Here is a 14460-nt window from a genome sequence, read left to right as displayed (position 1 = left end):
GCCGTCCTCGCGGTTGGTCAGGGCAGGGTCCACCGTTGGTTGGTGCCGCCGTGGCAGCTCCAGAGGATCAACTGGGTGCCATCGGCCGAACTGCCGCCGTTGGCGTCCAGGCACTTGCCCGACTGGGAGTTGACCAGCGACCCGTTGGCACCGGCGGTCCAGTTCTGCCCGGCGCCGCCGTGGCACGTCCACAGCCGCACCAGGGCGCCGTCCGCGGTGCCGGCCGCGTCCAGGCACTTGTCCAGCGCCCGCAACGTCGACCCGCTCACCGTCCAGCGCTGGTTCGCGCCGCTGTTGCACGTCCACAGCTGCACCTTCGTGCCATCGGCCGTGGCGCCGGCGTTGACGTCCACGCACTTGCCCGAGACGCCGACGATCGGCCCGGTCCGGGTGCCCGCGGAGGTGCCGAACGTGTACGCGTCGACGTCGAAGAGGGTGCCCGTGCCGCCGGCGAAGGTGAGGTAGAGCGTGACGGTGCCGGTCGGCACGTTCGCCAGGGTGGTCGACACGTCGGTGAAGGTCTCCCACCCGCCGGTCACCGGCACGGTCACCGTGCCGAGCACCGGCCCGGTCGGTGACCCGGTCCGCACGGACAGCGTGCCACCGGCGCCCGCCGACGACACCCGGGCGGTGAACCTGTTGGTGCCGCCCAGCGCGTACGGCTCGAACGCGATCCAGTCGCCGTTCTGGATGTCGCCGACAGTCCGGCCGCCCTCGGCGGTCGCCTTGTCGTAGAGGCCGGTGCCGGACTGCGTCGAGTAGTGCTCGGCTTGGCGGTGCCGCAACTGGAGCACGTGCTGCGTGTGCGTGGTCACCGGCGGCTGGCCGTTGGCGCCGAGGTCGGTGTACTCGGCGTCGAACACCGCGAACAGGTTCGCCGCCGTGTCGTGCTCACCGTCCACCGGGATCTGCAACGTGCCCGAGCAGCCGGTCTGCGTGGTGATCGGGTGGCCGTGGCTGTCGTGGCCGAGCACGTAGCTCAGCTTCACCCGGGCGCAGTCGATCGTGCCGTCCTCCCGGTCCGACGCCGTGATCGTGTACGGCACGGTGTCACCGAAGCTGAACAGGGTGCCGTTGGCCGGTGTGTCGATCCTGACCGTGGGAGGCGTGTTGCCGACCGAGATGGACACGCCCGCCGAACCCGAGCGCCCGCCGGGATCGGTCACGGTGAGCGTCACCGAGTACTGGCCGTTGGCGTTGTAGGTGCGGCTGGGGTTGGCCGCCGTCGACGTGGTGCCGTCACCGAAGTTCCAGTGGTAGGTCAGCGCGCCGTTCTCGGGGTCCGAGGAGCCCGCCGACGAGAAGTTCACCGTCAGCGGAGCGGCGCCGGAGGTGCGGTCGGCGGCGGCACGCGCGGTCGGCGCCCTGTTCCCGGCGGGGTTGTACTCGATGCGGTAGAGGGCGGAGCTGGCGTCACCACTGCCCCAACCGGTGCCGTAGTCCAGCACGTAGAGGGCGCCGTCCGGGCCGAACGTCGCGTCCATGACCTGCGTGCCGCGCCACGGGAAGTCGTTGACCTGCCCGGCCGAGCCGTCCGCGTTGACGTCGATGACCTTGATCCAGCGCCGGCCGAACTCGGTGGCGAACACGTGCCCGTCCAGCGCGGCCGGGAACTTGACCGACGACGGGTTGGCCGCGTCGTACCGGTACACCGGCGCGGCCATCGGCGACTCAGAACCGCAGCCGAACGCCGCGAACGAGCAGTTGTCGTACTTGATCCACGCCGACTTGGCGGCGGGCAGGGTGGACAGGCCCGTGTTGCGCGGCGAGTTGTTGACCGGCGCGGCGCAGGTGAACCGGCTGCCGGACGGCCCGGACGGGAACGTGTAGTCCACGTACGCCTCGGCGGTGGTGTTCGAGCCGACGCAGTAGGGCCAGCCGAAGTTGCCCGCCGAGGTGATCCGGTTGAACTCCACCAGGCCGGCGGGGCCGCGGGTGTTGCTGCTCGTGCCCGCGTCGGGGCCGTACTCGCCGAGGTAGATCGCGCCGGTCGGCTTGTCCACGTTGAAGCGGAACGGGTTGCGCAAGCCCATCGCGTAGATCTCCGGCCGGGTGCCCGCGGTGCCGACCGGGAACAGGTTGCCGGGCGGGATCGAGTACGAGCCGTCGGCGTTCACCTTGATCCGCAGCACCTTGCCGCGCAGGTCGTTCGTGTTGCCCGCGCTGCGCTGCGCGTCGTAGGTGGGGTTGCGGTTGGTCCGCTCGTCGATCGGGGTGTAGCCGGCCGAGTCGAACGGGTTCGAGTCGTCACCGGTGGACAGGTACAGGTTGCCCGCCGCGTCGAAGTCGATGTCACCGCCGACGTGGCAGCACATGCCCCGGTCGGTCGCGACCTCCAGCACGGTCACCTGGCTGGCCGTGTTGAGCGTGAAGTCGGCGTTCAGGGTGAACCGGGACAGCCGGTTGACCCCCTTCCACGCCGAGAAGTCCGTGCCGGTGGCCGGTGCGTCGCCGCCGGGGGTGGACAGCGGTGGTGCGTAGAACAGGTAGATGAACCGGTTGGTGGTGAAGCCCGGGTCCACCCCGATGCCCTGCAGGCCTTCCTCGTCGTGGGTGTAGACCGGCACGGTGCCGATCACGCTGGTGACGCCTTCGGCCGTGGTGCGGCGCACCGTCCCGTTGCGCGAGGTGTGCAGCACCGAGCGGTCCGGCAGCACGGCGAGCGTCATGGGTTCGCCCATCTCGGCGACCCCGCGCGCGAGTTCGACCTGCTGGAAGTCGGCCGGGTTGACCGCGTGGGCGGCGGCGGGTGGCGAGGAGCCCACCACCGTCGCGACGACGCTCGCGGCCACGAGGAGGGCGGCGCCCGACACGGTGCCGATTTTGTCCTTTGTGGACTTTCTGCCGGTTCTGATCCGCTCGGCGGCAAATAAGTATCGTCGCATCGAAGAGTCTCCTCGTCATCGTCGACGGGCGGACCGGCAAGGCGCGCGACACCGGCGCCTGCTCGGCACCGTAACCATCGGCGACGTGAGGCGTCAACGCTCGTCGGTGCTAAAAGTGTTAGCGCTAACTAGTCAGCGGACAACTAATTCACCTCTATCGCAACGGCCTCACCCGTCGAATCCGGGTTCGATGAGGTCAGCGCGGTGCTAAAGATGTTAGCGTTCACATTGAGCAGGTCCGGGTGATTGACGGCCACGATCGCCCCTGGCTACGTTGCCCGCAGGCTCCGGTCGCGAGGTTCCGCCCACCACACCGCCGGCGCGTCGACGACCGTCCCCTTTGGAGGGTGCTTCGATGACGGACTTGCCACGAAGGCGACTGATGAAGCTCGGTGCGGTGGGCGCCGGTGCCGTGCTCGCGCCGGCCGGGTGGACTGCGGCGGCCCGTGCCGGGTCGGCCGCGCCGCCGGAAGTGCGCGCGGTCGGCGACCTCGCGCTGTGGTACGACGAGCAGGCCGGGACGGACTGGCTGCGCGCGTTGCCGGTCGGCAACGGCCGCCTCGGCGCGATGGTCTTCGGCAACGTCGACGCGGAGCGGTTGCAGCTCAACGAGGACACGGTCTGGGCGGGCGGGCCGCACGACTACACCAACACCCGCGGTGCGGCCGCCCTGCCCGAGATCAGACGGCTGGTGTTCGCCAACCAGTGGGCGCAGGCGCAGACCCTCGTCGACCAGGCGATGCTGGGCAACCCGGCGGGCCAGCTCGCCTACCAGCCAGTCGGCGACCTCCGGCTCGCCTTCCCCTCCCCCGGCACGGTCACCGGCTACCAGCGGTGGCTCGACCTGACCACCGCGACGACGGTGGTGACCTACACGGCGAACAACGTGCGGTACCGGCGCGAGGTGATCGCCAGCGCGCCGGACCAGGTGATCGCCGTGCGCCTGACGGCCGAGACGCCGGGGTCGATCTCGTTCACCGCGACGTTCGGCACACCGCAGCGGGCGACGCTGTCCAGCCCGGACGGCACGACGATCGGGCTGGACGGCCGGTCGGGCGACCAGCGGGGCATCGCGGGCTCCGTCCGGTTCCTCGCGCTGGCCAAGGCCGTCGCCGAGGGCGGGAGCACCAGCAGCTCCGGCGGCACGTTGCGGGTGTCCAACGCCACGAGCGTGACGCTGCTGATCTCGATCGGCACCAGCTACGTCGACTACCGCAACGTGAGCGGCGACTACCAGGGCATCGCCCGGGGACGGCTCAGCGGCGCGCAGGGCCTGGCGTACGACGTGCTGCGCAGTCGGCACGTGGCCGACTACCAGCGGTTGTTCGGGCGCGTCACCCTCGACCTCGGCCGCACCGCCGCGGCGGACCAGCCGACCGACGTGCGCATCACGCAGCACAACGGCACCGTCGACCCGCAGTTCTCCGCCCTGCTCTTCCAGTACGGCCGGTACCTGCTGATCGCGTCGTCGCGACCCGGTACCCAACCGGCCAACCTCCAGGGCATCTGGAACGACCAGATGGCACCGTCGTGGGACTCGAAGTACACGCTCAACGCCAACCTGCCGATGAACTACTGGCCGACCGACTCGACCAACCTGTCCGAGTGCCACGAGCCGGTGTTCCGCATGATCGACGACCTGACCGTGACCGGTGCCCGCACCGCGCGGGCGCAGTACGGCGCCGGTGGCTGGGTCACCCACCACAACACGGACGGGTGGCGGGGTTCCTCGGTCGTCGACGGCGCGGTGTGGGGCATGTGGCAGACCGGCGGCGCGTGGCTGGCCACCATGATCTGGGACCACTACCTGTTCACCGGCGACGTCGCGTTCCTGCGGTCCTACTACCCCGCGATGAAGGGCGCCGCCCAGTTCTTCCTCGACACGCTGGTCGAGGAACCGACGCTGAAGTGGCTGGTCACGAACCCGTCGAACTCGCCGGAACTGCCGCACCACCCGAACGCCAGCGTGTGCGCGGGTCCGACGATGGACATGCAGATCCTGCGCGACCTGTTCGAGGGCTGCGCCCGCGCCTCGGAGGTGCTGGGCGTGGACGCCGACTTCCGGACGCGCCTGCGGGCGACGAGCGGTCGGCTCGCGCCGACGCGGATCGGCTCCCGCGGCAACATCATGGAGTGGCTGCACGACTGGGTGGAGACGGAGCCGAACCACCGGCACGTCTCCCACCTGTACGGCCTGCACCCGAGCAACCAGATCACCAAGCGCGGCACGCCGCAGCTGTTCGAGGCCGCCCGCCGGACGCTCCAGCTGCGCGGCGACGACGGAACCGGCTGGTCACTGGCCTGGAAGATCAACTACTGGGCGCGGCTGGAGGAGGGCGGCCGGGCGCACGACCTGATCCGCTCCCTGGTGACACCGGCGAGGCTCGCGCCCAACATGTTCGACCTGCACCCGCCGTTCCAGATCGACGGCAACTTCGGCGCCACGTCCGGCATCGCCGAGATGCTGCTGCACAGCCACAACGGCGAGCTGCACGTGCTGCCCGCGCTGCCGTCCGCCTGGTCGACCGGGCGGGTGGCGGGGCTGCGGGGCCGGGGCGGGTACACGGTGGGTGCCGCGTGGAGCGGCGGTTGGGCGACCGAGCTGTCCGTCACCCCTGATCGCGACGGGGTCGTGAAGGTGCGCAGCCGGGTGTTCGCAGGGGCGTTCGAACTGCGCGACGAGACCGGTGGCGCCGTGGTCCAGCCGGAGCGGGTCGAGCCCGACGTGGTCCGGTTCGCCGGGCAGGCCGGCCACACCTACCGCGTGACGTCCCAGGGACGGCCGCCGCTGGTCGAGCCGGGCGTGCACTACCGCCTCGTGGCGCAGCACAGCGGCAAGCGTGCCGACGTCACCGGCGCTTCGACGGCCGCCGGCGCCGTCCTGGTCCAGTGGTCGGCCACGACGGGCCAGAACCAGCAGTTCGACTTCCTGCCCTCGGGCGAGAACTACCGGGTCCGGGCACGGCACAGCGGCCTGGTGCTCCAGGTCGCGGGCACGGCCAGTGGCGCCGACATCACCCAGCAGCGCGACGCCGGCACCCCGAACCAGCTGTGGCGGCTGGTCGACCACGGCGGGGGCGTGATCAGCCTGGTCAACCAGCAGAGCGGGCTCGCGATGGACGTCTGGTCCGCGGCCACGACCGATGGTGCCCGCATCTCGCAGTGGGCGCTCACCGGCAGCCCCAACCAGCGCTTCCAGCTCCAGCGCGGCTGACCACCGACCCGTGGGAGGGAGGTACCCGGCCACCACATCACCCCGATGAGTAGTACTCATACCCGCCACCGCGCTCCTGCGGCCGACCGGTCGGATGTAAGCTGTCCGGACGGTGTTGAGCCGTCGTCTTCAGGCGACCCGTCACGAAGGAGCGGCGTTGACGGATGGCGCACTCGCGCCCGGGGACCCGACCGGCGCGTCTCCCGGGCAGCCGGGCACCACCCGCGCGACCGGCCCCTACCGCCCGGGCTACGAGCTGGTGGCGGAGCAGATCCTGCAGCTCATCGCCGAGTTGGAGCTGCGGCCGGGCGACCGGATGCCGACCGAGAACGAGCTGGCCGCGCGGATGGGCACCAGCCGGACGGTGGTCCGCGAGGCCGTCAAGATCCTCTCCGCGATCGGGCGGGTGCGCGCGCACAAGGGCCGCGGGCTCTACGTGGCCGACGACGAGGGCATGCTCGGCTCGTCCCGGTGGGGCGGGTTCTTCCTGCCGACCGACCTCGACCACGTCTACATGCTCTTCGAGTTCCGCCGCGTGCAGGAGACCGCGGCCAGCCGGCTGGCCGCGATCCACGCGACCCCGGCCGAGCTGCGCGCCATCGGCGACGCGGCCGAGACCTGCCGGCAGGGCCACGTGACCGAGCAGGTCGCGCTGTTCGACCAGGGCGACGACGACTTCCACCTGGCCGTCGCCGCCGCGTCGCACAACCAGTTCCTGGTCGCCGCGGTGCGCGAGGCCCGCCGCCTGCAACGCCAGTCCAGCACCATCGGCCTGCACGGCACCGTCGGCGGGCACGCGGCGGAGGCGGTCGAGGAGCACCTGGCGATCTACCGCGCGATCCGCGACGGCGACCCGGAGGCCGCCGCGCACGCCGCGGGCGTCCACATCGACAACACCCTGCAGGACTACCGCAGCGAGATCCAGCGCCGCGTCTTCGGCTGATCGGGACGGTCCCGGACAGCGCTCGCGCGTCTGGACTCGTTCCCGAAATGTGTGCTACAAATCTCAGCGCAGTAGCGTGTCTTTGTACGACATCGAGTCGTTCCGCACCGCGCGTGTCGCCGAGCGCCACGCAGGCTCGACCTCCACGTACTCACCTCCCGCCCATGGCGCGGTAGGCCGCCGCCTTCAGCGCGACGGCCGGGCCGGACCCGCGGGATGAGTCCGATGCACACCCCTACCGCGCACACCGCCGCCGCGTAGTCCGAATCCGTCGCCGTTCGAGTGCCCCAGAGGAGTGGCCATGCGACACAGGTTCGCGCGCCTTCTTTCGATCGCAGGTTGCGCGCTGGTGCTGATGGGACTGGCGTCCGCGCCCGCACCCGCGCACCCCGAGGGCTTCCACGTGCTGCTGTTCAGCAAGACCGCCGCCGGGGCCTACCGACACGACTCGATCCCCGCGGGGATCACGATGTTCGAGCAGCTGGCCGCGCAGCACGAGTGGGAGCTGACCAAGAGCGAGGACTCGTCGATCTTCAACGACGCCGCGCTCGCCACGTTCGACGTGGTCGTCATGCTCCAGACCTCCGGCATGGTGTGGGACAACGACGCCCAACGCGCGGCGGCGCAGAAGTACATGCGCGGCGGTGGCGGCTTCGTCGCCATCCACAACGCGACCGACATGAACATCGAGCAGCAGTTCCCGTGGTGGGACCAGATGCTCGGCGCGACCATGACCCAGCACTCGGCCACCGTGTCCGGCACCGCCAAGGTCGCCGACCGCAAGCACCCGTCCGGCACGGCGCTGCCGGACCGGTGGACGCGCACCGAGGAGTGGTACAACTTCACCCGCTCGGTCCGCGGCAACGCGCACGTGCTGGTGACCGCCGACGAGACGACGTACGACCCCGGCACGAGCCGGATGGGCTACGACCACCCGATCTCGTGGTGCCGCAACTTCGAGGGCGGTCGGCTGTGGGCCACCGCCATGGGCCACCAGGCGTCCAGCTACTCGGAACCGCTGTTCCGCGAGCACATCAGGGGTGGCGTCGAGTCGGCGGGCGGCAAGGTCCAGGCCGACTGCGGTCCCACGGTGTGGAGCAGCTTCGAGAAGGTCGCGCTGGACGACAACACGGTCGGACCCGCCGCGCTCGACGTCGCCAAGGACGGCCGGGTGTTCTACGCCGAGTACGGCGGCAAGGTGAAGGTCTACAAGCCGGACACCCGGACCACGGTCACCGCGGCCACGCTCAGCGTCTACACCGGCGGTGAGGACGGCCTGACCGGTCTCGCGCTCGACCCGAACTTCGCCACCACCAGGTGGATCTACCTGATGTACTCCCCCGCGGGCGGCGGCGAGGACATCGCGCGGGTCTCCCGGTTCACCGTGAACGGTGACGCGCTGGACATCGCCAGCGAGCGGGTGGTCATGAAGGTGCCGTCGTCGCGGCAGGCGCCGGAGCCCGGCCACACCGGCGGGTACATCGCGTTCGGCCCGAACGGCAACCTCTACATCGGCACCGGTGACGACGTCCAGCCGCACCGCTCCGACGGCTACGCGCCGATCGACGAGCGGCCGGGCTGGGCGAACAACGACGTGCAGGCCACCTCCGCCAACACCAACGACCTGCGCGGCAAGATCCTGCGCATCCACCCGGAGACCAACGGCGCCTACACGATCCCGGCGGGCAACATGTTCGCGCCCGGCACGGCCCGGACGAAGCCCGAGATCTATGCGATGGGCTTCCGCAACCCGTTCCGGTTCTCTGTGCACCCGACCACGGGGGTGGTCTACGCGGCCGACTACGGCCCGGACGCGGCCAACGACAACCCGAACCGCGGCCCCGGTGGCACCGTGGAGTGGAACATCATCTCCTCGCCGGGCTTCTACGGCTGGCCGTACTGCATCGGCGACAACATCCCGTTCAACGACTACAACTTCGCCACCGGCCAGTCGGGCGCGAAGTTCAACTGCGACCGGCCGGTGAACAACTCACCCAACAACACCGGCCTGACCGAGCTGCCCGCCGCGCGCAAGGCGGACGTCTGGTACGGCAACGGCGCGAACGGCAACAAGTTCCCGGAGATGGGCAGCCCGGCGGGCGGTGAGGCACCCGGCGCGTTCCCGATCTACCAGTACGACGCGAACAACCCGTCGCCCACCAAGTTCCCGGCCTACTTCGACCAGACGCCGTTCTTCGGCGAGTGGTCGCGCAACCGGATGTGGGAGTTCCGCCTCGGCCAGGACGGGAAGCTGCTGAAGATCAACGACTTCCTGTCGAACCTGAGCTTCAAGTCGCCGCTGGACGTGAAGTTCGGCCCGGACGGCGCGATGTACCTGCTCGAATGGGGCTCGGGTTACGGACGGGACAACCCCGACTCCGGGCTCTACCGCATCGACTACCGCAGCGGCGACCGCAGCCCCGTCGCGACCGCCACGGCGTCACCTACGTCGGGTCCGGCGCCCCTGACGGTGCGGTTCTCCAGCGCCGGCTCCGGTGACCCGGAGGGTGGCCCGGTGACCTACCGGTGGGAGTTCGGTGACGGCACCACGTCCACCGAGGCCAACCCTGCGCACACCTACACCGCCCGGGGCCAGTTCAACGCCAAGCTCACCGTCACCGACGTCGGCGGGAAGTCGGGCGTGACCAACGTGATCGTGACCTCGGGCAACACCGCGCCGACGGTGAACTTGAGCATCCCGGACGGCGGCGTGTTCGGCTGGGGCGACACGATCCCGTACACCGTCACGGTCACCGATCCGGAGGACGGCACGGTCGACTGCGGCAGGGTGACCACCACCCCCGCACTGGGCCACGACCAACACGGGCACGACCTCTCGCCGATCCCGGGCTGCACCGGCACGTTCAGGGCGGAGACCGACACCGCGCACGCCGAGCTGAACTCGTTCTGGGTGGCGGCGAGCAAGTACACCGACAACGGCACGACCGGTGTGCCCGCGCTGGACGGCAGCCGGAAGGTGCTGCTGCAGCCCAAGCGCAAGCAGGCCGAGTACTTCACCGGTTCCTCCGGTGTGCGGGTGGTGTCGCAGGCCGGTGCGGAGTCGGGTGCGCGGATCGGCGACATCGGCAACAACGACTGGATCTCGTTCACCCCGTACAACCTCACCGGGGTCAACCAGGTGTCCCTGCGGCTGTCCTCGCCGAGCGGTGGCGGCACGGTCGAGCTGCGGGCCGGCTCGCCGACCGGTGCGCTGATCGCCACGGTCCCGGTGCCGAGCACCGGCGGCTGGGACAACTACGCCGGCACGCCCGCGGTGAACGTCACCAACCCCGGTGGCACCACGGAGTTGTTCCTGGTGTTCAGGACCGGTTCGGCCAACTCCTTCGACGTCGACTCGCTGACGTTCGTCGGACCGGGCGTCGGCACACCCGGCACCGGCGGTACCGGCCGCATCGTGGGCATCGGCGGCAAGTGCGTCGACGTCAACGGCAACAGCGCCGCTGATGGCGCGAAGGTCCAGCTGTGGACCTGCAACGGCGGCACCAACCAGACGTGGACCCGCACCGGGCAGACGCTCCAGGCGCTCGGCAAGTGCCTCAACGTCCAAGGCGGCAGCACCGCGGACGGCGCGTTGGTGCAGCTGTGGACGTGCAACGGCTCCGCCGCCCAGAACTGGTCCGTGCAGTCGGACGGCACGATCCGCAACGGCACCAAGTGCCTCGACGCCAACGGCGGCAGCTCGGCGGACGGCACCCAGTTGATCATCTGGACCTGCAACGGCGGCACCAACCAGCGGTGGACGCTGTGAGCAGGAGGCCACCGGCTGCCCGGCCACGTTCCCCGTGGACCTCGGTCACCGCCCTGGTCACCACGTTCGTGCTGGGCTTCGCCGCCGCGTTCGTCGCTGTCTCGTGGGCGTCGGGTCCGGACGCGACGCAGCGGCGGATCGCCGAGTTGCAGGACGAGGAAGCACGGCGCGACGTCGAGCAGGTCGGTGCGTTGATCGAGCTGGCGCGAGGTGGGCGGGACCGCCTGGCGCCGGTGCTGGAGGCGATGGCCCGAGCCGTTCCGCTGGACGATGGCGCGCGGCCGACCGCGCCCACGCTCGACGAGGTGCGTGGGTGGCGCGAGGTGGTGTCCGCGGAGGTGGAGCGGTATGCGGAGACACCGTCCGCGGGCAACGGCGTGAACGTCGCCCGCACCGGGATGCGCACCGCCGTCCAGCAGCTCGCCGCGGCGGTCGACGGTTTCGCCGCCGCCGTCACCGCCGCCCCGCCGCCGGCCGGTGACCTGCTGTCCCTGGCGGGCGCACAACGCACGCTGGCACTGCGCACCTGGTCGGTCGCCGCGCTCCAGCTGGACGTGATCAGCGTCGACGCCGGCAAGGGGCACGTGCACGTCTACCTGCCCTCCGGGCCGGACGCCGGCACCATCCCGGCCGACACGGCGCCCGAAGGCAGCGGCTGACCGACACCCATCACCAGCGACACCGGACAGAACGGGAGCACACCCGTGTCAAAGGACGAACGCCCACGCCGGCGTTGGACGTTGATCGGCGCCGTCGCCGCGCTGCTCCTGGGCGGCACGAACGTCGCCGCCGCCGCCGAGCCCGCGCCGGTCGCGGCGGAGACCGTCACCACCACCGCCGCCGCGACCGCGGGCTGCGGCAAGGCACCCACCCTGCGCAGCGGCACGCACACCATCCAGAGCGGCGGCAAGAGCCGCAGCTTCATCCTCAGCGTCCCGGACAACTACGACAACACCTACCAGCACCGGCTGGTCTTCGGGTTCCACTGGTGGGGCGGCACCGCCAACGACGTCGCCTCGGGCGGCAGCGACGGTGACGTCTACGCCCACTACGGCCTGCGGCGGCTGGCGAACAACACCGCGATCTTCGTCGCGCCGCAGGGCATCGGCAACGGCTGGGCCAACACCAACGGTGAAGACCTCACCTTCGTCGACGACATGATGAGGCGCATCGAGGACGACCTCTGCGTCGACCCGGCGCAGCGCTTCGCCCTGGGCTTCAGCTACGGCGGGGCCATGAGCTACGCGATCGCGTGCGCGCGGGCGTCCTCGTTCCGCGCGGTCGCGGTCATCGGCGCGCCGCGCGAGCTCAGCGGGTGCAGCGGCGGCACGCAGCCGATCGCCTACATGGGCATCCACGGCATCTCGGACAACATCGGCTCCGGGCGGGCGCTGCGGGACAGGTTCGTCCGCAACAACGGCTGCGCGGCCCAGAACCCGCCCGAGCCGGCGGCGGGCAGCGCCACCCACATCAGCACCTCCTACTCGGGGTGCCGGGCCGGGTACCCGGTCGTCTGGGCCCCGTTCGACGGCGGGCACCAGCAGGGACCCGTCGACGGGTGCCCCGGCTGCGAGTCCGGCGCCAGGAGCTGGGTCAAGGGCGAGGTGTGGAAGTTCTTCACCGGTGAGCAGCCGCCGACCCCGACCACGTTCCGGCTGCGCGGCGAGGCCGGCGGCAGGTGCCTGGACGTCAACGGCGCGAACAGCGCCAACGGCACCGCGATGATCATCTGGGACTGCAACGGCGGCGCCAACCAGCTGTTCACCCAGAACGGCAAGGCACTGCAGGTGCTGGGCAAGTGCCTGGACGCGCCGGGCAACGCCGCCGCGGGCACCGCGGTGCGGATCTGGGACTGCACCAGCGGTGCGAACCAGCAGTGGAACCTCAACACCAACGGCACGATCAGCAACGCCCAGACCGGTCTGTGCCTTGACGTCAACGGCGCGAACACCGCCAACGGCACCGCGGTGATCGTGTGGACCTGCCACACCGGCGCCAACCAGCGCTGGGTCCGGGCCTAGGACACCGGCCACCGGGACGCGCTGCCGGACCGCCGTGCGACGGCGGTCCGGCAGCGCGTCGGCGTGGTCGATGCCCGTCAGGGTTCGAGCGGGCCGTGCTCGAACCAGTCGAACCAGGCGGTGCCCTCGGTGACGTACATGCCGATCACCCGGCCGGTGAACCCGGTCGCCACCTCCGTGGACAGGTACCTGCCGTCCAGCTCGGCCAACGGCTCCGGGTCGTCGCCGACGTGGAAGGCGACGTAGTCCGGCGCGGCGACGTGCAGGCCCGACCGCCGTTCCTCACCCTCCGACCACTGCCGAGCCGACCGGGTGGTGATCACCAGCGCCACCGGGCCCGGTGGTACGGGGCGCGTGGCCACGACCTGGCGCACGGGGCCGATGCGGGCGATGACGCCGACCTGCCCGTCTGCCACCTCCAAGTCGTAGTGGTGGCCTTCGTCCAGCCGTACCGACAGCCCGGCACGACCGGCGGCGTGGTCCAGCAGGACGGCGGTCCGGCTCGCGGTGTGCTGCTGCCGCCGACCGAGGAACGTGCAGCCGGGCCGGTCGAGCGTGGAGCCGGTGGCGTGCAGCGCGAGCCACCCGGGCCGTTCGGCCAGCGACCACGAGCCGTCCGGGCGCGACCGCGGCGAGATCCACCGCGGTTCGAGCCCGGGTCCGTCGAAGTCGTCCCGCCGCGGTGCCTCCGCCACCGGCCGGGTGCCGCTCGGCGCCCGTTCCCGCACGTTGACGGGACCGACACGAGGCCAACCGTCCTCCCACCGCACCGGCGTGAGGAACGTTTCCCGGCCCAGGACGTGGAACTTCGGGCTGTATCCGACCGGGCGGGTGGCCAGCAGCACCATCCACCACTGGCCGTCCGGCGTGGTGACGAGGTCGGCGTGACCGGTGCTCTGGATCGGGTGGTTCGTGCTGCGGTGCGACAGGACCGGGTTGGCCGGCGCCGACTCCCACGGACCCAGCGGCGAGCGGGCGCGTGCCATGGCCACGGTGTGGCCGCGCTCGGTGCCGCCCTCAGCGATCATCAGGTACCACCAGTCCCCGATGCGGTACAGGTGGGGCGCCTCCGGCCACTGCAACCCGGTACCGGCCCACGCGGGGACCGGTCCTTCCAGCACCTTCCCGGCCTCGGGGTCGATCCGGGCGACCTGCACGCCGGAGAAGCTCGGCCCGTGGGCGCCCGCGAAGGAGCACCAGCAGTTGCCGTCGTCGTCCCACGCCAGGTCGGGGTCGATGCCGGGCAGGTCGATCCACACCGGGTCCGACCACGGGCCTTCCGGCCGTTCGGCGGTGACGATGAAGTTGCCGCCGTGCGAGACGTTGGTGGTGATCATCCAGAACCGGCCGTCGTGGTGCCGGATCGTCGGTGCGTAGATCCCGTCGGACGCCATCGCGTCGTCCGGCAGCGGCAGCTGGGACGGCCGGTCCAGGACGTTGCCGATCTGCCGCCAGTGCACCAGATCCCGGCTGTGGAACAGCGGCACGCCCGGGAAGTACTCGAAGCTGGAGCACACCAGGTAGTAGTCCTCCCCCACCCGGCACACGCTGGGGTCGGGGTGGAACCCGGGGATCACGGGGTTGTCGTAGAAGGACACCTCGGACTGCGGTGAGGTCATGGTTTCCCT

At 71.0% G+C, this 14460-nt stretch carries 7 protein-coding genes; 5 read left to right on the top strand and 2 right to left on the bottom strand.

The window, feature by feature from the left end:
- Nucleotides 1-17 precede the first annotated feature (17 nt).
- Nucleotides 18-2813, bottom strand: a complete 2796-nt coding sequence (locus tag B0I31_RS33700; RefSeq protein ID WP_219910926.1) for a PQQ-dependent sugar dehydrogenase — start codon at nucleotides 2811-2813, stop codon at nucleotides 18-20.
- A gap of 427 nt (nucleotides 2814-3240) precedes the next feature.
- On the opposite strand from B0I31_RS33700, the gene B0I31_RS33695 reads away from it, so the two are divergent.
- From B0I31_RS33695 to B0I31_RS33675, 5 genes are all read left to right on the top strand, one after another.
- Nucleotides 3241-6099, top strand: coding sequence for a glycosyl hydrolase family 95 catalytic domain-containing protein (locus B0I31_RS33695; RefSeq protein ID WP_106619439.1), 2859 nt, complete (start codon nucleotides 3241-3243; stop codon nucleotides 6097-6099).
- Nucleotides 6100-6256: 157 nt separating this feature from the next.
- Nucleotides 6257-7042 (top strand): FadR/GntR family transcriptional regulator, encoded by a 786-nt coding sequence (locus B0I31_RS33690; protein ID WP_245950620.1) that lies wholly within the window; start codon nucleotides 6257-6259, stop codon nucleotides 7040-7042.
- Nucleotides 7043-7343: 301 nt separating this feature from the next.
- Nucleotides 7344-10811: a ThuA domain-containing protein gene (locus B0I31_RS33685; RefSeq protein ID WP_106619438.1), complete on the top strand. Its 3468-nt coding sequence runs from the start codon at nucleotides 7344-7346 to the stop codon at nucleotides 10809-10811.
- Nucleotides 10808-11470, top strand: a complete 663-nt coding sequence (locus tag B0I31_RS33680; protein ID WP_106619437.1) for a hypothetical protein — start codon at nucleotides 10808-10810, stop codon at nucleotides 11468-11470. The genes B0I31_RS33685 and B0I31_RS33680 overlap by 4 nt, the downstream gene beginning before the upstream one ends.
- Nucleotides 11471-11515: 45 nt before the next feature.
- Complete coding sequence (locus tag B0I31_RS33675) at nucleotides 11516-12832, top strand: ricin-type beta-trefoil lectin domain protein (protein WP_245950619.1); 1317 nt, start codon at nucleotides 11516-11518, stop codon at nucleotides 12830-12832.
- Nucleotides 12833-12909: 77 nt separating this feature from the next.
- Here the strand turns inward: B0I31_RS33675 and B0I31_RS33670 are convergent, their stop codons facing one another.
- Nucleotides 12910-14451 (bottom strand): glycoside hydrolase family 43 protein, encoded by a 1542-nt coding sequence (locus tag B0I31_RS33670; RefSeq protein ID WP_219910925.1) that lies wholly within the window; start codon nucleotides 14449-14451, stop codon nucleotides 12910-12912.
- Between the last annotated feature and the right edge of the window lie 9 nt (nucleotides 14452-14460).

The sequence above is a fragment of the Saccharothrix carnea genome (assembly GCF_003014735.1).
In the GTDB taxonomy this organism is placed as follows: Bacteria; Actinomycetota; Actinomycetes; order Mycobacteriales; family Pseudonocardiaceae; genus Actinosynnema; species Actinosynnema carneum.
Note: the sequence above shows the minus strand (reverse complement) of the source record. Positions and strands in the feature narration are given on the sequence as shown.

Excerpts from the sequence above, each read along its gene's own strand:
- B0I31_RS33695 (WP_106619439.1), top strand. The coding sequence starts at position 3,241 with ATGACGGACTTGCCACGAAGGCGACTGATGAAGCTCGGTGCGGTGGGC.
- B0I31_RS33670 (WP_219910925.1), bottom strand. The coding sequence starts at position 14,451 with ATGACCTCACCGCAGTCCGAGGTGTCCTTCTACGACAACCCCGTGATC.
- B0I31_RS33685 (WP_106619438.1), top strand. The coding sequence starts at position 7,344 with ATGCGACACAGGTTCGCGCGCCTTCTTTCGATCGCAGGTTGCGCGCTG.